Consider the following 19,428-nt stretch of genomic DNA (forward strand, 5'->3'; position numbering starts at 1 on the left):
CCCTATATTGCACAAACGGTAGCGCCTACCCCGAGGGACCCCACGTGACACGCACCTATGCCGAGACCGATTTGCTGGACGGCTTCACTCCGTTCTCTGTCGAACGCGCCTACGGCTACCGCACCGCAGGTTACTGGGCTGGAAAACCACTGTGCAGCCTGCTGACTGAGGCCGCAGTGCGGTGGCCATCGCATACCGCGGTCGTCGATCAGACTCAATCCCATACCTTTGCCGAACTCGACAGACTGGCCGATGCCGCCGGCGCCGGGTTCGCTGCACTCGGCATCCGGCCTGGCGACCGGTTCCTCCTGCAATTGCCCAATTCGGTCCGGTTCGCCATCACTCTGTTCGGCCTGCTGCGCGCCGGCGCGGTGCCGGTGATGTGTCTGCCCGCGCATCGTCACGCTGAACTCAGCCACTTCGTCGCGGTCAGCGGCGCCGTGGGACTGGTCATCGCCGACCAGGCAGCTGGATTCGACCACCGCGAACCTGCGCGCACACTGGTTGCCGAGCACCCCGGGCTGCGTCATGTGATCGTCGATGGCGATGCAGCCGAATTCATCAGCTGGTCTTCGCTTTTCACCGACGGAACCGCGAAACCACCGGTGCTCCCGATCGATACAACCGAACCCGCTCTGCTGCTGGCATCCGGCGGCACGACCGGCGCACCCAAGCTGATCCCCCGCACCCATGACGACTACCTGTACAACGCGACCGCCAGCGCCCACGTGTGCGAAATGTCGCACCGAGACACATATCTCGTCGTGTTGCCGGCGGCACACAACTTTCCACTTGCCTGCCCGGGACTGCTCGGCGCGATGTCCGCCGGCGCTACCACTGTGTTCACCGCCGACCCCAGCCCGGAGTCATCCTTCGCGGTCATCGCCCGTCACGGGGTGACCGCCACCGCCCTGGTGCCCGCGCTGGCCAAGTTATGGACCCAGGCCTGCGACTGGGAGCCACAGCGCCCCAGCACATTACGACTGCTTCAGGTCGGTGGTGCCAAGCTCGCAGCGACAGATGCTGCAGCCGTGCGTGACACCCTCACCCCGGGCCTGCAGCAGGTGTTCGGAATGGCCGAAGGCTTGGTCAACTACACCCGCCCGGGCGACTCAGTCGACCTGTTGGACCACACCCAGGGCGCGCCGCTGTGCCCCGCCGACGAACTGCGGATCGTCGATGAGGATGGGACCGAGGTCGCCCCAGGCCAGGAAGGCGAGCTACTGGTCCGCGGGCCGTACACACTCAACGGCTACTACCGTGCGCCACGGGAGAACAAACGCTCATTCAGCCCCGACGGGTTCTACCGCACCGGAGACCGGGTACGACGCCTTACCAACGGCTATCTGGAGGTCACCGGCCGGATCAAGGATGTCATCCACCGCGGCGGCGAGACCGTCTCGGCACCGGACATCGAAGAGCACTTACTGACACATCCCGCCATCGCGGCAGCGGCGGCCGTCCCGGTACCCGATCCGTACCTCGGCGAAAAGATTTGTGCGGCCGTAGTTTTCCGTGGCCCATCGGTCGACCTGCCCGAACTGCACAGCTACCTCGACGGCCGCGGCCTGGCCCCGCACAGTCGGCCCGACACGCTGCTGGCGCTGCCGTCGCTGCCGCTCACCGCGGTCGGCAAGGTCGACAAGAAGGCCATCATCGCAACCCTGAGCTGACCACCCCCAGCCGAATAAACCACAGGAGGCACCGCCCCATGTCCGACTCCCCGAAAACCTTGGCCGAATACGTCAAGAACACCGCGATCAACACCCTTCCCCCGCTGGCGGCGTATTACCTGCTGCGGGCCTTTGACCTCGCGCCTTACCTGGCGTTGGTCGGCGCCATCGTCACCGCAGCCGCTCAGGGCCTGTTGACCGTGGCACGCAAACGCACCATCGAACCGGCGAACATCTTGGTGCTCGTCGGTTCGGCATGTTCCCTGACCATTGCGCTGGTCACCAAGAACCCGCGTGTGGTGCAGTCCCTCGAACTCGTTCCCATGTCGCTACTGGTGTGGTCGTTCTTGCTGAGCGGCCTACTGCGCAAACCGAATTCGAAGAAGGTTGCCGGGGTGATCTCGCCGGCGCTCGCCGATTCGGCGCTGCCGCAACGCGGTTGGACCGAACAAGACATCCAGGACTGGCATCAGCTGCACACCCGGCTGTGCGTCTGGCTCGGGTTACTGTGCGGTCTCTACCCGGCATTCGCGTTGTTCATGATCTTCAACTTTCCGGTGGACATCTCGCAGATCGTCATCGTCGCTACCGGCCCCACACTGGTGGTTCTGTCCATCGCCGGGGCCGTGACAGTGCTACGCGGCTTTGTCCGGCAACGCGACCAGCTTGCCTCCGGACGCTCCGAGGACCTCACCGGTGTGAGCGACGAAGGCCTTGGGGCCGTTGATGACACGGAGGTCAGGCACGTTCGCTGAGGAGGCTGCTAAGTTCGGCCAGCACCAACTCTGGCTCTTGTTCGGCAATCCAGTGGCCGACCCCGGGTGCGAAGTTGAGTTTGAAGTCGTCGACTCGACCGACAAGTCGACGCAGCAATACGGGTGTGATCACCGGGTCGGCACTGCCGTGCAGCCAGCGGACCGGAACCTTGACGTGTTCGTCGGCAAATTCGCCACGCAACCATCGGTAGAATTCTCGACGGAGGAAGGTTCGATACCACCGTGACCCGGCTACGGCGTGGCTCTGATCCTGCAAGATACCTGCATACAGTTGGAAGTCGTGCTCTGGCAACAGATATCCTGCGCCCACCCACTTCACGACCAGCCGAAGGTAGCGCGCCTTTGGGTCAGCGATGATGCGGGGTCCGACGATCGGAAGTGCCAGGGGTATCTGATACCAGAACCGCCACAGATGCCGGATCAGCGGTCCGTCCATACTCACCCATGGTGCGCCGGTATTGAGTCCGAGGAAGCCTGCGACCTTTGCCGGGTGGCGCAGCATCATGATGAATGCCACGAACCCGCCCCAATCGTGGGCGACCAGAGTTACCGGACCCGAGTTCAACCGATCGAGCAGGGTGGCTAGATCGTCGGCCATGTCGTTTTTGCGGTACGCGTCCGCCGGCGCGGAACTCCAGCCCGCGCCGCGCAGGTCAGGACAGAACACGCGATAGCCGCCGGCGGCCAACGGGCCGATGACTTCTCGCCACTCCCACCAGTGCTGCGGGAAGCCGTGGACGAGCATCACGGGCCGGCCGTCGGCTGGTCCTGCCTCTGCGACGTGGATCGTGATGCCGTTGCCAAGGTCAACGAAACGGTGTGTGACACCGTCGAGTTCGGGAAGCGCCGTCATTGTTTGTGTCTTTCGGAGATGCGCGGTGATGACTGGATGGCGGGCTGATGACCGCGAGCGCGGCGCTAGTCCCCGATTGACCACGTCGACGTCGCAATCAGATCACCGCGGTCCAGTGCCGCAGCGCGGTGCTTGTGGACCGCGGCGTAGGACTCGGAGGTCACCATGTCGATGAAAGCTGCCGGCGTGGGGTACTCGACGATGAGAATGGCATCCCACCATGGACGTTCGCCGTCGCCGATGATGTTGGCCGGAGCAGTCCCGCCGTACCGGATGGTTGCGCCGACGCGCTCCAGGTGCGGGGCGACCTCCTCGCCGTACTGCAGGTAGCGCTCCCATCCGCCGTCCTGCTTGAACTTCAGCAGGTTGACCATCACCACCGGTGCGTCGGTGGGCCGCGACATGAGGGCAGTAATCTGTGCCGGGGTGGTTTCGAAAGTGGTGCTCATGTGTATCTCCTTGTCTGGGTTAGTGGTTGAGCCGTAATTACCGGGTTGGGTCGAGCAGAATTTTCGCGTCAGAGGGTGAGTTCGCCAGTCGGTCGAATGCATCGGCCACCTCGTCCATGCCGACGGTGCCGGTGAGCAATGGCGCGACGTCGAAATCGCCGGCCGCCAAGCGGGCGAAGGTTTCGGCGAATTCCGCTGCGGAGTACATCATCGCAAAGCGGACGTCGATTTCCTTGAGCACGGCCTGCGCCGGGTGGATGGTGTCGGCCGTCATGCACAGACCGGGCACTACGATCCGCGAACCGGGCGGCGAGCCGGTGATGATCTGGTCGATAACACCAGGCGCGCCAACGCATTCGAAGGCCACGGTTGGGCACAGCGGCAATTGACCGGCCGCCGGAGTGGGTGGCGCCATGATCGTCGAGTCGTCCGTCACCGCTGCCGAAAGCCATGCCGCATAGGGTGACTCGACTGCCGGGTCGACGACGATGTCGGCACCCAGTCGCCTGGCCAGCGCGCGGCGCTCGGGCGAGAAGTCGGCGGCCACGATCCGCCGGTCGTCGCGCAGTCGCAGTACCGCGATCACCGCCAGTCCGATGGGGCCGCACCCTACGACCAGCGCAACGTCGTGATCACCGAGGTCGGCCTTGCCCACCGTCCGATAGGCGACGGCGAGTGGTTCGGTCAGCGCCGCAATGTCAGTGGGTAGGTGATCGGGAACCTGGATCATCAGCGCCTCGGACAACAGGATTCGCTCGGCATAGGCGCCGGGGATTTCGGGACCGCCGAAGCCCAGGAAGGTGGTCTGCCCGCGCAGCAGCGCGGGCATCGCGACCACGCGACTGCCGACCGGGATGTCTTGGGAGGTACCGGGACCGTAGGCCGCGACGCGTCCAACGAACTCGTGACCGAACACCACGGGGCGAGACAGATCCATCAGCTCCACGCCCAGTGCGACGCTGGTGGCGGCATTGAGGTCTGGGGCATGGGCGAGGCAGTGCAGATCGGAACCGCATATGCCGCAAGCCAATACGTCCACGAGTGCTTCACCCGGGCCGGGAACCGGCTCGTCGATCTCCTCGACGCGCAGCTTGGCGTCCTGCATTACCACGGCGCGCATCACGCCTGCCGCGCCATGAATCCGGCGGCGCCACCGCCGAGGAAATCGACAGGCCCGGCGTGCTGGGCCTCGCCGATGACCGAAACGAGGTGGCGGATCGTCACCGCGTCAAGGACGGAGTGGAACTGGCCGTCTTCGGTGAAGTTGATGTTGGCGCCCTCGACGCGGATGAAGATCACGGTGTCCTCAGTGTTGGACTCCGGACAAACGAATGTGTGAACGGACCCTGCGGGCTCGTAGAGGTAGGACCCGGCGGTCTGTGGTTGGTCCGGGTACTCGAGGTAGTGCCAGCTGCCCGAGATTGTGTATCCCTCAGCAACACCGGTGTGGTAGTGCAACGGCAGACGAGCACCGGGGCTCAGCACCGCCAGCACGGCCCAGGTACCGGCCTCCATGTCGATCCGGAGCGGCTTGAAGTGCACGCCCGGACCCAGTGCATCGCGCAGCAGGGGGTTATCGGCTTCGTTGATCGTCAGCAGCTCGCCTTGGGGAAGGGCCACTAGCGGCAGTGGCGCGCCGGAAAGCGTCGTCGTGCCCGTGGGCTCGGCGGTGAGGGTCATCGTTCTTCCTTGGTTCGCAACAACTTCCGTCGTAATTCGGCGGAAGCGCGGGTGGATAACCGCTGATACAACGATGTCGGTCGGCGGGTACCGAAGTCTTGATCGATTGCGACACCCTTTTAGCTTTTGGCGACATTTCACTTGAAGTCCGATTAGCATGCGTGGACATGTCGCTGGTGCGGGGCACGGCGCTGTCGAACTATCCGAGTCTGGTCAAGACGCTTGGCGCCGACCCGGCGCCGCTGCTGCGTAAGGCGGGTATCCGCCCGCAAGACATCGGACAGTACGACGTGTTCATCTCCCTGCGGGCTGCGATTGATGCGGTGGAGTCGGCTGCTGAGGCGACCGCCACAACGGATTTCGGTCGCCGTCTCGCGCAGCGGCAGGGCATCGAAATCCTCGGTCCGGTCGGGGTGGCCGCACGCACGGCCGCAACTGTGGCCGATGCGATGGAAATCTTCGCGAACTTCATGTCCGCTTACAGCCCAGCTCTGTCGGCCCGCGTCGCACCGCTGACCGCGCGACCCGATTGTTCGTTCTTCGAGTTCAGCATTCAGCTGGAGCGCGTGCCACCGCACCCTCAAACGACTGAGCTTTCCCTCGGTGTCACGCTCAAAGTGCTGAGGCTTCTGCTCGGAGCGCCGTACAACCCGCTGTCTGTGCATCTGCCTCATAAGCGCGTCGCCGCCGTCGACGAGTACTCCGAATATTTCGGTTGCCAACCCCGATTCCAGGAACCAGCGGCCGGATTCACCATCCGAACCGCCGAACTGGGCCGACCGCTTAGCCATGACGAGCTGGCACATCGCGCTGTCGTCGAGTACCTCACCAGCCTGATCGGACAACAGGGACCGACGATGAGTCAGTCGGTTCGTACGATCGCACGACAGCTGCTGCCCACCGGGGCGGCCGGCCTCGATGTGATTGCCGCACAGTTCAACATCCACCCCAAAACCTTGCAACGGCGCCTAGCCGCTGAGGGCACAACGTATTTCGCGCTTGTCGACAGCCTGCGCCGCGACACCGCAGAGCATTATCTGCGCGCCACCGACATCGATCTTTTGCACCTGACCCGCGAACTGGGCTACACCGAGCAAAGCGTGCTCACCAGGTCGTGCAATCGGTGGTTCGGGACCGGGCCCGCCGCGTACCGCCGCGCCGCCCGAGTCCCCTGACCGTCCCCTGTACCGGCCGATGACTAGGTGAATTCGACACATTGGTTGACTAATGACGACACTCAACCGCAGCGCCCCGATCTCGGGCATGCTTGAGGTATGCCGAGACTGCTGCCCGCCCTCAGCACCGTCATCGACGGCACCGCGCCGGACCGTGACCGCAGCATCGACGTAGCGCGCCTCAGCGCGCTGCTGGTGGTGATGTTCGGCCACTGCGCCATGCTGCTGGCGACCATCGACGCCGATGGCGTCCACATCGGCAACACCCTCGGCGCGATACCCCGGCTGGCACCAGTCACTTGGGTGCTCCAGGTGATGCCGTTGTTCTTTTTCGCCGGGGCGGCCGCCGGTATCTTCAGCTGGCGGGCCGGGATGTCCTGGGGCAACTGGCTTTTCACCCGGTCCCAGCGATTGTGCCGGCCGGCGTTTTGGTACCTGGGCGCGTGGACGGTGGCGCTGATTGCGGTGCGACTCGTCATGGGAGCTGAGTCTGCTGCGGCATTGGGCAATGAATCGGTTGCGTTGTTGTGGTTCCTTGGCACGTATCTGGTGGTGCTGGCGTTCGTTCCGGCACTGGCCCGGCTGCGGTCGGGTCGCTCGGCGGCGCTGGTGGTCGCTGTGCTCATTGCGGTCGCGGCCATCGGCGACGTGGCCCGGATCGCCACTCACAACGCAGCGGCTGGCGCGGCGAATCTGCTTGTGGCGTGGCTGATCCCGATGGTCATCGGCGCGGCCTATGCCCGCCGGCTGGTCACGGTCCGCGCTGCGTTGACGGTGGCTGCCGTCGCTCTGGCCGCCCAGGTGGCGCTCGCGGTCTTCGGCCCGTACGACGTGTCGCTGGTGGTGACCGGCGCCGAGCGGATGTCCAATGTGACCCCGCCAACGCTTCTGCTTGCGCTGCAATGCATCTGGATGCCCGCGGTCTTCATCGCAGCAGCCGGCACGGTGCGCCGCTGGGTGCAGTATCCCTGGGTGTGGTACCTGGTCGCGGTCGGCAACGGCGGCGCCATGACGTTGTATCTGTGGCATATCGCCGCTATCGCGATCGCCACCTTCAGCCTGCATGCAGCGCATCTGGATGCCTACGACCCATCTGCGCCGTATTTCTGGCGCAACCTGGCCATCCGTGCGCTGGTCTTCGCCGTGGTGATGGCGGTGATGTTCGTGCTGCTATCACCGCTCGAACACCGCAGGTTGCCCTGGTGGGACGACCGGATGAGCGCCGTCGGCGCCTGGTCGACGGCCGCTGGTGTGCTGGTCTGTGCCGCCGGGGTTGCGCTCCTACTGATGGCCAAGAACGGACTCGGCACCGACTCCGGCTGGTCGTTGCTGGCGCTCTTCGTTGCGGCACTGCTCGGCGCGCGGATCAGCGCTGGACGGTCCTCAGTGCGCACTGACGAAGGTACCGGCGGCAACGCCGCTGGGCGCGACGGGCGCAGCGGAGTAGGCGAACATGTAGGTCTCCCGACCGGTCGGGTACCCGCCCCCGTTCGTCGCGATGTGGACATGTGAGAAGTGGTTGGCGTCGGGGCCGCCGTAATCAGGCAGCGCCTGCGCAGGGCTGCCCGGCATGTACAGCACCCGGCGCCAGATCACATGATTCAGCGCGAACGGTCCCGCGTTGGCCAGCGCATAGGCCACGATTCGATCGCCGAGTGCCTTGCCAGCGGCCGATTCGTAGTTCGGGATCATCACATCGAGCGCCAGTCCTTCAGGGTGCCAACGCAGTGAATCCGGCCGCACCCCACCGATGTTGCGAATCTCGGGAAACAGCACGCTGATCGCGCGCGCGAGAAGAATCGTGTCGATCTGCAATCCTCGCTCGGGCGCGACGCCGACCCGCAGCACGATGCCGCGCACCATCGAACGACTACTTGTCATAGCCAGTGCAGCATCGGATTTCGGCACGCGCATCGGTGTCGAGAGCGGTACCGACACCGGCGCTTCGGCGCAGCACGACCCCTCGGCCTCGACGTGCTGATAGATCCCGCCGGCCGCGGTGACCAGGGCGGATGCGGAGATGACGGCACCGGCAAGTGCCAGTGGCCGCCGGTTTCGGTGCCACAGGTTATCGGCTAACTCGTGCCAGCCCATGGGGTGCACCATACCGCGCAGGTCACGGCCAGATAACGGGGTTTGACGAAACGACTGCGGTAAATATGGCCCCACCGCCTGGTCACTCCCCCGTATTCGGCCGAACCGAACGCCGCATATGGTGTCCAGTGATCCACACCACACAACGGAGGCACTGATGACGAGTACCACCGAGTCCGCCGGCCAGATCACCGCAATGGCCCGGGGCATGCGCGATCTGGTCGCGTCTGAGGCCGCCGCCAGCGAGCAGCAGCGCACGCTGACCACCGCCATCGTCGAGGAGATGTGGCACAGCGGTCTGATGCCGGCGCTCAACCCGGTCGAGGCGGGAGGCCGCGAGCCGGGATTCGCCGAGATGATCGACACCTGGATCGAAATGGCTTGGCAGGACGGCTCATTCGGCTGGGTCGGCATCGCCAATCTGCCCTCGTCGTTCGCCGCCGGCGCCTACCTGCCCGACGACGGTTTCTCAGAGGTGTTCACCGCCAACGACAATCACGTCACCATGGGCGGCCAGTTCTTTCCAAACGGGCAGGGCGTGGCCGTCGACGGTGGTTTCCGGCTCACCGGCAAGTGGAGCTTCGGTTCTGGTACCGGCCACGCGCAGTACATCGCGGCCGGGTTCATCCCTATGCACGACGGCGAGATCCGCTGGATCAGCGAAGGATTGCCCGAGATGCACGTCGCGATCCTGCCCCGCGACCAAGTCACGTTCGACGACGGATGGTTCGTGCAGGGATTGAAGGGCACAGGCTCGTACGACTATCACGTCAAAGACCTGTTCGTCCCGGTCCGACGCACCTTTCCGCTGTTCACCACCGAGCCGATGCGCGGCTCCTCGCCTGCATTCAGGATGGGCATGATGCCGGTGACCGCGGCCGGGCATGCTTCCTGGGCGCTCGGCGTGGCCAAGAGCATGCTCGACGACGTCGAGGAACTTGCTGCGACCAAATTCCGGATGAGCGACATGGCCGCGCTCGCAAGCCGCCCGACATTTCAGAAGGGGTTGGCCCATCACGTCGCCGCCTGGCGTGCAGCCAGGCTGTTGGTGCTTGACGCATTCACCACAGCCGAAGCCGCCGTCGGGGCCGGAAATCCACTCACCCCGCGACTGCGTGCGGACATGAGGGTGGCCGCCGTCTACGCCACCGACACCGCGCGGGCCGCCGCCGAATGGGCGCACCTGGTGGCGGGTACCAGTTCGATCCGCGAGGGTTCGCGGCTGGAGCGCGCATTCCGTGACATCTATACCGGCACGCAGCACGCCTTCATCAGCGAGAAGGTGGCCATGGACGCCGCGCAGATCTGGCTGGGCCTGATCGAGGACCAACCAGGTTTGTGAGCGTCAGTCCCGAGCCACCAGATATGGAGCGAGGCTGCCCAGCTTCTCGCAGGTCTCCTCGAATTCCCGCTCGGGCGTCGATTCGGCGATGATGCCGGCTCCGGCCCGCAGCCACGTGTGTCCGTCAGCCTCGTAAGCCGACCGCAGCGTCAGCGCGGCGTCCATGCCGCCATCGGCTGAAAACATCACCACCGCACCGGAATACAGCCCGCGCGGCAACTCGTCCAGCCGCAGGATGGCCTCGACGCTCTCGGCCTTGGGGATGCCCGACGCGGTCACCGCGGGAAACAACGCCTCCAGCGCATCCATCCGGTTCATTTCCTCAGAGAGCAGCCCACCGACAGTCGAGCCGAGGTGCTGGACGCTGCCCCGCTCCCGCACAGTCATGAAATCGCTGACGACGGTGGTACCCGGCTGAGCCACCTCCGCGATCTCCTGCAGCGAGCTGCGAACCGAAATAGCGTGCTCGACAATCTCTTTCGAATTCGACTCGAGGTCGTCCCGGGCCGCGCGGTCGCGGTCGCGCCCCCGGCCGAGGGCGCGGGTGCCGGCCAGCGGCTCGGTGATCACCATGCCGTCGTCGCGTACCGCGGCAACCAACTCCGGGCTGAATCCGAGCGCGCGAATACCGCCCAGCCGCAACAGAAACGACCGTGCCGGCGTGTTGTGCGCGCGGCCCACGCGGTAGGTCGCCGGGAAGTCGAGCGCGAAGGGCACATCAAACCGCCGGGACAGGATCACCTTCTGGTACCGGCCCGCGGCGATCTCGTCGACGGCGGTGGCCACCCGGGTCGGGTAGTCGGTGCGGTCGACGCTGACGTCGACGGCGGTCGGAGCCGGAGTTGTCGGTATTCCGGCGGCAATCAGCTGCCGCACCACATCGGAGACGTGCTCGTCGGACCCGACAATGCGGACCTCCGCATCGGTCACCACCATCTCGGTGTGCGCACTGAACACCCGCGCCAGCGGCGTTCCCGGGGCCACACGCTGATGCAGCCCGAACCGGTAGGCACCGAACTCGAATGCGACCCAGCCGAACAGCCGATCAGCCTCCAGCAGCAGACGGTCGACGGCGTCGCCGAGCACCTGACCCGGCCGGCCGCTCCACACCTGACGGGAAACGCATCCGTCGGCGTCGATCAACCTCAGCTCATCACTGTCGAGCTCGATCGCCGCGCGTACCCCGACCGCCAGCACCCACTCACTGCTGCGCTCATAGACGACGTACGGCTCGCCCAAACGCTCCGGCAGCTCGACGGCCAGCTGCGCCACCAGATCGGCAGGATTCACGTTGTTCGACAACGCAATTCGGGTCACGAAAGCAGTGTCAGTCGCTTCAGCAGTCACCTTCAGCACCCTAGTTAATTTAGCCTAACCTCACAAAAGATGGGCCAACCTTAACCGGCGATCGGTCCGCCCGGGGCGCTACCTCGTCCCGAGTCGTCTAGATCTCAATCCAGAACGGTGCGCACCACCGCGTCGGCCAGCAGCCGCCCCCGGTCGGTAAGGACCAGTTGGCGGTCCTGAACCTGCACCAGCCCGTCGGCCACTGCGGTATCGGCCCGCTCCCGTTCGCCTGGGGTCAACGCGTCCAACGGAAATCCGGTTCGCAGGCGCAGCCGCAGCATCACGTCCTCGACGTGCCGGGCGTGGGCGTCGAGGTCCTCGAAGTCCGCGACCGGCAACCGCCCCTGCGTGAGCTCCTCGGCATAAGCGTTGGGGTGCTTGACATTCCACCACCGACGCGACCCGACAAAGCCGTGTGCGCCCGGCCCGGCACCCCACCACTGGCCCCCGTCCCAGTAACCCAGGTTGTGCCGGCACTCGCCTCCAGGCCGGCTCCAGTTGGAAACCTCGTACCAATCCAGACCGGCCGCCGCCAAGTGCGCGTCCAGCAACTCGTAGCGCAAGGCCAGCACGTCGTCATCGGGCGCGGCGATCTCGCCGCGGCGCACCCGCCGGGCCAGCGCCGTGCCGTCCTCGACGATCAGCGCGTACGCCGAGACGTGATCGACACCCGCCTCGATCGCGGTGTCCACCGAGCGACGCAGATCGTCGTCGGTCTCCCCCGGCGTGCCGTAGATCAGGTCGAGATTGACGTGCTCGAAGCCGGCGGCCAACGCCTCGCGCGCCGCGGCCGGCGCCCGTCCCGCCGAATGCGTCCGGTCCAGCACGGCCAGCACGTGCGGAGCCGTGGACTGCATACCGAGCGACACACGCGTGTAGCCCGCCGCCAACAGATCGGTGAAGAACTCCGGCGATGTCGATTCCGGATTGGCCTCCGTGGTGACCTCGGCTCTGGGGGCTAGCCGGAAAGATTCGCGCACCGCTTCCAGCACCGCAGTTAGCCCGGACGCGCCAAGCAGGGACGGAGTTCCGCCACCGACGAACACCGTGTCGACCGGCAGGTCGACCTGCTCGCCCGCCAGCGCCAGCTCGGTCCGCAACGCCGCCAGCCACCCGTCGGGATTCGAACCACCCAGCTCACCGGCGGTATAGGTGTTGAAATCGCAATACCCGCACCGCGTCGCGCAGAACGGTACGTGGATATAGATGCCGAACGGATCTCCGGTGGAAGCGGCGCGCCGTTGATCGGAGGTCATGTCCAACAGTGTCCCACCAGGCCGTGGAGGGTTTTGCTCACGGTGCGCCGATGTTTGGGCCGGTTAGGGCCGATGCCGCTGGTCATGGCACAATGACCAGTGTGTTCACTAGCCGCAACTGCACCCTCGGTACCGTGTTGGTGAAACGGCGGCATGTCGACTTCAAGCGCGTCTGTAGCTGTTGCTGTCAGCCGTGATGCCAGCTTGATGCCGTAAGGCCTATCCACCTGAAATTTCAGCTGGCCGCCGGATCTGCGCTGCCGGTCAGCCACCGGGGTAGCGCCATTCCGAAGGCCGGTTCCTTGTCCGAAGGAGCCCCCAACCCGTGACTACCGCTAAGCCGGTCAAAACCCGCGACGAAGGCCAGTGGGCCCTGGGTAGCCGTGATCCGCTGAACCCCAACGAGGTGTTCAAGCTGGAGGATGACGCGCTCAACGTTCGCGACCGCATCATCAACGTCCACTCCAAGCAGGGTTTCGCCAGCATCCCCAAGGAGGATCTGCGCGGTCGGTACCGCTGGATGGGCCTATACACCCAGCGCACCGAAGGCTACGACGGCACCTTCACCGGTGACGACAATGCCGACCTGCTCGAGGCCGAGTACTTCATGATGCGGGTGCGATGCGACGGCGGCGCGCTCAGCAGCCAGGCACTGCGCACCATCGGTGAAATCTCAATCGAATTCGGCCGTGACACCGCGGACATCACCGACCGCGAAAACATCCAGTACCACTGGATCCGCATCGAGGACGTCCCGGAGATCTGGCGCCGCCTGGAGTCGGTCGGCCTGCAGACCACGGAAGCGTGCGGCGACTGCCCGCGCGTCGTGCTCGGCGGCCCGCTGTCCGGCGAGTCTCTCGATGAGGTGCTGGACGCCAGTTGGGCCGTCGACGAGATCGTCCGTCGGTACATCGGCAGCCCGGAGTTCTCCAACCTGCCGCGCAAGTTCAAGACCGCCATCTCGGGGCTGCAGGACGTTGCACACGAGATCAACGACGTGTCGTTCATCGGCGTCAACCACCCCGAGCACGGACCCGGCCTGGATGTCTGGGTGGGCGGCGGCCTGTCCACCAACCCGATGCTGGCCCAGCGCCTGGGCGTGTGGGTGCCGCTCGATGAGGTGCCCGATGTTTGGCACGGCATCACCTCGATCTTCCGCGACTACGGCTACCGCCGACTGCGGTCCAAGGCCCGACTGAAGTTCCTGGTCAAGGACTGGGGCGTCGAAAAATTTAGGGAGATTCTCGAAACCGAATACCTGAAGCGTCCGCTGATCGACGGCCCGGCACCCGAGCAGGTTCCGCACACCATCGACCACGTCGGGGTGCAGAAGCTCAAGAACGGTCTGAACGCCGTCGGCGTCGCGGCCATCGCGGGCCGGTCGTCGGGCACGCTGCTGACCCAGATCGCCGACCTGGCCGAAGCCGCGGGCTCCAACCGGGTCCGGCTGACTCCGTACCAGAAGCTGATCATCCTCGACGTCCCGGACGACAGGGTCGAAGAACTAGTCTCCGGTTTGGAGGCCATCGGTCTGCAGACCCGCCCGTCGATGTGGCGCAAGAACCTGATGGCCTGCACCGGAATCGAGTACTGCAAGCTGTCGTTCGCCGAAACCCGGGTCCGCGCACAGACTTTGGTGCCCGAGCTGGAAAAGCGCATGGCAGATTTGAACGCCGCGTTGGACGTGCCGGTGACCATCAACCTCAATGGCTGCCCCAACTCCTGCGCCCGGATCCAGATCGCCGACATCGGCTTCAAGGGCCAGATGATCGACGAGGGCAATGGCCCCGAGGAGGGCTTCCAGGTGCATCTGGGCGGCAGCCTGGGCCTGGACAGTGGTTTCGGGCGCAAGCTGCGTCAGCACAAGGTGCTGGCCAGCGAGCTCGGCGACTACATCGAGCGGGTGGTGCGCAACTTCACGGAACAGCGTGAGCCCGGCGAGCGTTTCGCCCAGTGGGCCATTCGAGCCGACGAAGCGGAGTTGCGATGAGTAGTGGGACCACAGCCACCTATGGCGTCGAGGAACTGAGAGCGATCGCCGAGCGCGGCGCCGCCGAGTTGGCCGACGCCAGCGCCGAAGAGCTGCTGCGCTGGGTCGATGAGAACTTCGGCGGCGCCGGCGGGCCGGCCGATCGATGTGGCTACGTTGTCGCTTCGAATATGCAGGACGGCGCGCTGGTCGAGATGGCCGCCAAGGTCCGCCCCGGGGTCGACGTGCTGTTCCTGGACACCGGCTACCACTTCGCCGAGACCATCGGCACCCGCGACGCCGTCGAGGCCGTCTACGGCGTGAACGTGGTGAACGTGACTCCCGAGCACACTGTGGCCGAGCAGGACCAACTGCTGGGCAAGGACCTGTTCTCCCGCGACGCCGCGCAATGCTGCAACCTGCGCAAGGTGCAGCCACTGTCCAAGGCGCTCAAGGGATATTCGGCCTGGGTCACCGGCATCCGCCGGGTCGAGGCGCCGACCCGCGCCAACGCTCCCCTGATCAGCTTTGACGAGGCGTTCGGTCTGGTGAAGATCAACCCGATCGCTGCGTGGAGCGATGAGGACATGCAGGCGTACATCGACGCCAACGGCATCCTGGTCAATCCGCTGGTGGACGAGGGCTATCCGTCGATCGGCTGCGCGCCATGCACCAGCAAGCCCGCCGAGGGTTCCGACCCCCGCAGCGGTCGCTGGGCCGGCCAGGCCAAGACCGAATGCGGTCTGCACGCGTCGTAAGGCTGTCCATGCAACTCATCGTCACCGCACACGGCAGCGCCGACCCGCGGTCGGCGGCCAACGCTCGCGAAGTGGCCCGCACGGTAGCGGCGTTGCGCCGCGACGTCGACGTCAAATTTGCGTTCTGCGAACAGAATTCACCGAACTTGCGCGACGTCCTGGTCGACGCTCCGGCCGACAGCGTGGTGGTGCCGTTGCTGCTGGCCGACGCATATCACGCCCGCGTCGACATCCCGGCGATGATCACGTCCGCGGGTTCGGCGGTCCGCCAGGCGAATGTCCTCGGGGAGGACGACCGGCTGATCCATGTACTGAGCCAGCGCCTCACGCATTGTGGGGTGTCACGGTTGGACTCCAGAGTCGGTGTCTTGGTGACCGCGGTCGGCTCATCGTCGGCGGCGGCCAACGCCCGCACCGCGTCGGTCGCCGACCACCTGGTCACCGGCACGCACTGGCGCGCGGCAACGGCCTTCGCCGCAGGTCCGCGCCCGAACCTCGACGAGGCCGCCCAGTTGCTGCGCCAACAGGGCGCCACCCGGCTGATAATTGCGCCGTGGTTCCTGGCACACGGCCGGATCACCGACCGGATCACCGAGTTCGCCCGGGCCAATGACATTCCGATGGCGCAGCCGTTGGGCGTGCACCGTCTGGTCGCCGACACCGTCCTGGACCGCTTCGACGAGGTGGTGGCCGCCCGTCGCGCCGCCTGAGGCGTTCTGATCCCGGCAAGACCGCGCCGCCCGGCGTCAGGATTTCGTATAGAAGTCCCATGCACCTTCAGCGCGGGCGTTGAATCGACGGCATGCGAAACCCCGGGGTGGCAGATGTCTGACCTGCTGCAACTCATGTCCATGCTGGCCCTGCCGGCGTCGGTGCTGCTGACCTGCCGGCACCTCAATCGGCGCGACCTGCCCACAGCCGCGGTAAGGCACTAACCAACCAAACACATCTGCGTGGCCTACCATCCGGATCGTCGGATTTCATTGCTGATGACGACCCGGATATGAGGAGGCTCCGCCCGTGGGCACACACCCCGAACGCGGCACACAGGGATTCGGAGTCGGACTGGCCGTCAGCGCTCTCGGTGTCGTCTTCGGCGACATCGGCACCAGCCCGATCTACACCCTGCAGACGCTGTTCAATCCCGATGACCCGCATCCGGTGCCGATCAGCCAGGACAACATCTACGGCGTGGTCTCCCTGGTGTTCTGGTCGGTGATGCTGATCGTCACGATCACCTACGTGACACTGGTCATGCGGGCCGACAACGACGGCGAGGGTGGCGTGATGGCGCTGATCACCCTGGTGAAACGATCGTCGAACAAGCTCGGCAAACGCACCGCGACGATTTTGGCCGGGCTCGGGATCCTCGGTGCCGCACTGTTTTTCGGTGATTCGATGATCACGCCAGCCATCTCGGTGCTATCCGCTGTAGAAGGCGCGAAGACCATAGACCCCCTCCTGGCTGAATGGGTGGTGCCGATCACCGCCGTCATCATCGTGGCGTTGTTCAGCGTGCAGCGCCATGGCACCGCGGTCGTCGGCCGGTTCTTCGGCCCGGTGATGATCCTGTGGTTCACCGTGATCGGCGCGTGCGGCGTCGTGGGGATCACCAAGAACCCCGACATCCTGCGGGCACTGAACCCCGGGTACGCCTTGGGCTTCCTGGCGGGCCACTTCGGCGTCGCGTTCTTCGCCCTGGCTGCCGTGGTGCTGTCGGTCACCGGCGCCGAGGCGCTGTATGCCGACATGGGCCACTTCGGCCGCAAACCCATCACCCTGGCTTGGCTACTGCTGGTGTTCCCGGCCTGCACGCTGAACTACTTCGGGCAGGGCGCGCTGCTGCTGAAGAACCCTGACGTCCACGACGCGCCGTTCTTCCTGCTGACGCCGGATTGGGGACGGCTGCCGATGGTCGTCCTGGCAACGGCCGCCACTGTGATCGCGTCCCAGTCGGTGATCACCGGAGCGTTCTCCGTCGCCTCGCAGGCCGCGCAGCTCGGGTACCTACCGCGACTACGGATCCTGCACACCTCCGAGTCCACCATGGGTCAGATCTACGTACCGTGGATCAACACCTTCCTGATGATCGCGGTGCTGACCCTGGTATTTGCCTTCCGCAGCTCCTCCGCGCTGGGGTACGCCTACGGGATGGCGGTGACCGGCACCATCACCATCACCACCATCCTGTTCCTCAACATCGCGCGCGCCAGGTGGAACTGGCCGCTGTCGTCTGTGATCGCGATCGGGGCCCCGCTGCTCACCGTGGACCTGCTGTTCTTCGCCGCCAACCTGACCAAGCTGGTGCACGGGGCCTGGCTGCCGCTGTTGATCGCGATGATCGCATTCACCGTGATGACCACCTGGCAGAAGGGCCGCGACGTGGTCACCCGGGCACGTGCCGAGGCCGAAGGCCCGTTGCGCGAATTCGTCGACTCGATCGTGACCAACGACCCACCACTGACCCGGGTTCCGGGTACCGCCGTATTCCTCAACCGCGGTATCGAAACGGCGCCACTTGCCATGCGCGCCAACGTCAAATACAACCGGATGCTGCACGAGCACGTCGTGGTGCTGTCGTTGATCACCGCCACTGTGCCCCGCGTCCCCGATACCCAACGGCTACAGACCGACGACCTCGGGTACACCGACGACGGCATCATCCATGTGACCGCGACCTACGGCTACATGGATCGGCCCAACGTCCCGGCCGCTCTGCTCCTACTGGACGCCGAAAGCACCGAGGGCCCGATAGACCTGGCCGGCGCTGCCTACTTCCTGTCCAAGGTCGACCTGGTCGCGGGCTCACCGCCGTCGATGTCCCGTTGGCGGACAAGGCTTTTCATCACCACGTCGTACATAACGTCAGACGCCGCAGCGTATTTCAAACTGCCGGCCGACCGGACGGTGATCCTGGGATCACGTATCGAAGTGTGAGTGCTGCGCCCGTCCTCGCTTGGAATGCCTACGCGCCGGACAGCACGGCCGAAACGACGGGCGCAATCTCCTGCGCGACGTTCGGCGGTACCCGGGTGGCCCGGACGTACACCGTGTCGCCCTCGCGCAGCTGCAACGCCTCGGCATCGCCGCGGGTGATCTGCGCGGTGAACGAGGTGTTGTCTGCGGCGGTGGTCAACTCCACGCGAACCTCGAAGCCCAACATGACAACCCGGTCCACGGTCGCCCGTAGCACTCCGGTAGCCGCCACCGAATCCTCGGCCTGAGCGATCGCCATGTCGGGATTGCGCCCGACGCGGATGTCGTGCGGGCGCACCAGCGTTCCGTTCAGCGTGGACACCGCGCCGAGGAACGACATCACGAACGGGTTGGCCGGGCTGTCATACACCTCTGTGGGTGAGCCAACCTGCTCGATCCGGCCACGGCTGAGCACCGCGATGCGGTCGGCGACGTCGAGCGCCTCAGCCTGGTCATGGGTGACCAGCACCGTGGTGACGTGCACCTCGTCGTGCAACCGGCGCAGCCAGGTCCGCAGATCGTCGCGCACCTTGGCGTCCAGCGCGCCGAACGGCTCGTCGAGCAGCAGCACCTGCGGGTCCACCGCGAGCGCCCGGGCCAGCGCCATTCGCTGACGCTGACCGCCAGACAACTGGCTGGGATAACGGCTCTGAAAACCGCTGAGCCCCACCACTTCCAGCAGGTCGTCGACCTTGGCCTTGATCTCGGCCTTGGGCCGCTTGCGGATCTTGGGGCCGAAAGCGACGTTCTCCCGCACAGTCAGGTGCTTGAACGCGGCGTAGTGCTGGAACACGAAGCCGATGCCGCGCTGTTGCGGCGGCACGCCGGTGACATCGTTGCCCTTGATGGTGATGGTGCCGGTGTCCGGGGTATCCAGGCCGGCGATGGCCCGTAGCAGGGTCGACTTGCCAGAACCACTGGGCCCCAGCAGGGCGGTCAGCGAGCCGTCGGGCACGTCGAAATCGATGTTGTCCAGCGCCACGAAGTCGCCGTATCGCTTGCAGGCGCCGCGCACGGTGATGGCCGCGGTGGAGCCAGAGCCCTGCGTGTGCTCGTCAGTCATGTTCGCGTTCTTCCTAT

The 19,428-nt window shown here is 65.5% G+C and carries 16 protein-coding genes; 9 read left to right on the forward strand and 7 right to left on the reverse strand.

The annotated features are described in order from the left end of the window. Positions 1-44 precede the first annotated feature (44 nt). Both M2432_RS17195 and M2432_RS17200 read left to right on the forward strand, forming a co-directional pair. On the forward strand, positions 45-1,673 hold the full coding sequence (locus tag M2432_RS17195; RefSeq protein ID WP_280828029.1) for an AMP-binding protein: 1,629 nt from the start codon (positions 45-47) through the stop codon (positions 1,671-1,673). A 38-nt stretch (positions 1,674-1,711) separates the two neighbouring features. Then, entirely contained in the window at positions 1,712-2,428 is a 717-nt protein-coding gene (locus M2432_RS17200; RefSeq protein ID WP_280828030.1) for a VC0807 family protein, read from the forward strand. Here M2432_RS17200 and M2432_RS17205 read toward each other — a convergent pair. The 4 genes from M2432_RS17205 to M2432_RS17220 all read right to left on the reverse strand — a co-directional run bounded on the left by M2432_RS17205 (position 2,412) and on the right by M2432_RS17220 (position 5,431). Further along, entirely contained in the window at positions 2,412-3,302 is an 891-nt protein-coding gene (locus tag M2432_RS17205; RefSeq protein ID WP_280828031.1) for an alpha/beta hydrolase, read from the reverse strand. The two genes, M2432_RS17200 and M2432_RS17205, sit on opposite strands and share 17 nt — an antisense overlap. Positions 3,303-3,367: 65 nt before the next feature. After that, positions 3,368-3,751, reverse strand: a complete 384-nt coding sequence (locus M2432_RS17210; RefSeq protein ID WP_280828032.1) for a DUF1330 domain-containing protein — start codon at positions 3,749-3,751, stop codon at positions 3,368-3,370. A gap of 37 nt (positions 3,752-3,788) precedes the next feature. Further along, positions 3,789-4,871: a zinc-binding dehydrogenase gene (locus M2432_RS17215; RefSeq protein WP_280828033.1), complete on the reverse strand. Its 1,083-nt coding sequence runs from the start codon at positions 4,869-4,871 to the stop codon at positions 3,789-3,791. Further along, positions 4,871-5,431 carry a 2,4'-dihydroxyacetophenone dioxygenase family protein gene (locus M2432_RS17220; protein WP_280828034.1) on the reverse strand — a complete coding sequence of 187 codons (561 nt, stop codon included), beginning with the start codon at positions 5,429-5,431 and terminating at the stop codon, positions 4,871-4,873. The genes M2432_RS17215 and M2432_RS17220 overlap by 1 nt, the downstream gene beginning before the upstream one ends. A 167-nt stretch (positions 5,432-5,598) precedes the next feature. Here M2432_RS17220 and M2432_RS17225 point away from each other — a divergent pair, with 167 nt between their 5' ends. The 3 genes from M2432_RS17225 to M2432_RS17240 all read left to right on the forward strand — a co-directional run bounded on the left by M2432_RS17225 (position 5,599) and on the right by M2432_RS17240 (position 10,042). Further along, complete coding sequence (locus M2432_RS17225) at positions 5,599-6,606, forward strand: AraC family transcriptional regulator (RefSeq protein ID WP_280828035.1); 1,008 nt, start codon at positions 5,599-5,601, stop codon at positions 6,604-6,606. A 99-nt stretch (positions 6,607-6,705) separates the two neighbouring features. Beyond that, positions 6,706-8,118: an acyltransferase gene (locus M2432_RS17230; protein WP_280828036.1), complete on the forward strand. Its 1,413-nt coding sequence runs from the start codon at positions 6,706-6,708 to the stop codon at positions 8,116-8,118. Positions 8,119-8,857: 739 nt separating this feature from the next. Further along, positions 8,858-10,042, forward strand: a complete 1,185-nt coding sequence (locus M2432_RS17240; protein ID WP_280828037.1) for an acyl-CoA dehydrogenase family protein — start codon at positions 8,858-8,860, stop codon at positions 10,040-10,042. A gap of 3 nt (positions 10,043-10,045) precedes the next feature. Here M2432_RS17240 and M2432_RS17245 read toward each other — a convergent pair whose 3' ends face one another. Then, complete coding sequence (locus M2432_RS17245) at positions 10,046-11,395, reverse strand: salicylate synthase (RefSeq protein WP_348536315.1); 1,350 nt, start codon at positions 11,393-11,395, stop codon at positions 10,046-10,048. Between the two features lie 98 nt (positions 11,396-11,493). Continuing rightward, positions 11,494-12,645: a radical SAM family heme chaperone HemW gene (gene hemW / locus M2432_RS17250; protein ID WP_280828039.1), complete on the reverse strand. Its 1,152-nt coding sequence runs from the start codon at positions 12,643-12,645 to the stop codon at positions 11,494-11,496. Positions 12,646-12,970: 325 nt separating this feature from the next. Between hemW and M2432_RS17255 the strand changes: the two genes are divergently transcribed. The 4 genes from M2432_RS17255 to M2432_RS17270 all read left to right on the forward strand — a co-directional run bounded on the left by M2432_RS17255 (position 12,971) and on the right by M2432_RS17270 (position 18,309). After that, positions 12,971-14,635 (forward strand): nitrite/sulfite reductase, encoded by a 1,665-nt coding sequence (locus tag M2432_RS17255; RefSeq protein WP_280828040.1) that lies wholly within the window; start codon positions 12,971-12,973, stop codon positions 14,633-14,635. After that, positions 14,632-15,372, forward strand: a complete 741-nt coding sequence (locus M2432_RS17260) for a phosphoadenylyl-sulfate reductase (RefSeq protein ID WP_280828041.1) — start codon at positions 14,632-14,634, stop codon at positions 15,370-15,372. Before M2432_RS17255 ends, M2432_RS17260 begins: the two co-directional genes overlap by 4 nt. A gap of 8 nt (positions 15,373-15,380) precedes the next feature. Continuing rightward, complete coding sequence (locus M2432_RS17265) at positions 15,381-16,082, forward strand: sirohydrochlorin chelatase (RefSeq protein WP_280828042.1); 702 nt, start codon at positions 15,381-15,383, stop codon at positions 16,080-16,082. Between the two features lie 310 nt (positions 16,083-16,392). Further along, positions 16,393-18,309 (forward strand): potassium transporter Kup, encoded by a 1,917-nt coding sequence (locus M2432_RS17270; protein ID WP_280828043.1) that lies wholly within the window; start codon positions 16,393-16,395, stop codon positions 18,307-18,309. Between the two features lie 28 nt (positions 18,310-18,337). Here M2432_RS17270 and M2432_RS17275 read toward each other — a convergent pair whose 3' ends face one another. After that, entirely contained in the window at positions 18,338-19,411 is a 1,074-nt protein-coding gene (locus tag M2432_RS17275) for a TOBE-like domain-containing protein (protein WP_280828044.1), read from the reverse strand. Between the last annotated feature and the right edge of the window lie 17 nt (positions 19,412-19,428).

The sequence above is a fragment of the Mycobacterium sp. OTB74 genome, from assembly GCF_029892685.1.
In the GTDB taxonomy this organism is placed as follows: domain Bacteria; phylum Actinomycetota; class Actinomycetes; order Mycobacteriales; family Mycobacteriaceae; genus Mycobacterium.

Bases quoted from the DNA above. Each gene is read 5' to 3' on its own strand.
- M2432_RS17210 (WP_280828032.1), bottom strand. From the start codon at position 3,751: ATGAGCACCACTTTCGAAACCACCCCGGCACAGATTACTGCCCTCATG.
- M2432_RS17205 (WP_280828031.1), bottom strand. From the start codon at position 3,302: ATGACGGCGCTTCCCGAACTCGACGGTGTCACACACCGTTTCGTTGAC.
- M2432_RS17225 (WP_280828035.1), top strand. From the start codon at position 5,599: ATGTCGCTGGTGCGGGGCACGGCGCTGTCGAACTATCCGAGTCTGGTC.
- M2432_RS17230 (WP_280828036.1), top strand. From the start codon at position 6,706: ATGCCGAGACTGCTGCCCGCCCTCAGCACCGTCATCGACGGCACCGCG.
- hemW (WP_280828039.1), bottom strand. From the start codon at position 12,645: ATGACCTCCGATCAACGGCGCGCCGCTTCCACCGGAGATCCGTTCGGC.
- M2432_RS17275 (WP_280828044.1), bottom strand. From the start codon at position 19,411: ATGACTGACGAGCACACGCAGGGCTCTGGCTCCACCGCGGCCATCACC.
- M2432_RS17215 (WP_280828033.1), bottom strand. From the start codon at position 4,871: ATGCGCGCCGTGGTAATGCAGGACGCCAAGCTGCGCGTCGAGGAGATC.
- M2432_RS17260 (WP_280828041.1), top strand. From the start codon at position 14,632: ATGAGTAGTGGGACCACAGCCACCTATGGCGTCGAGGAACTGAGAGCG.
- M2432_RS17200 (WP_280828030.1), top strand. From the start codon at position 1,712: ATGTCCGACTCCCCGAAAACCTTGGCCGAATACGTCAAGAACACCGCG.
- M2432_RS17220 (WP_280828034.1), bottom strand. From the start codon at position 5,431: ATGACCCTCACCGCCGAGCCCACGGGCACGACGACGCTTTCCGGCGCG.
- M2432_RS17240 (WP_280828037.1), top strand. From the start codon at position 8,858: ATGACGAGTACCACCGAGTCCGCCGGCCAGATCACCGCAATGGCCCGG.
- M2432_RS17265 (WP_280828042.1), top strand. From the start codon at position 15,381: ATGCAACTCATCGTCACCGCACACGGCAGCGCCGACCCGCGGTCGGCG.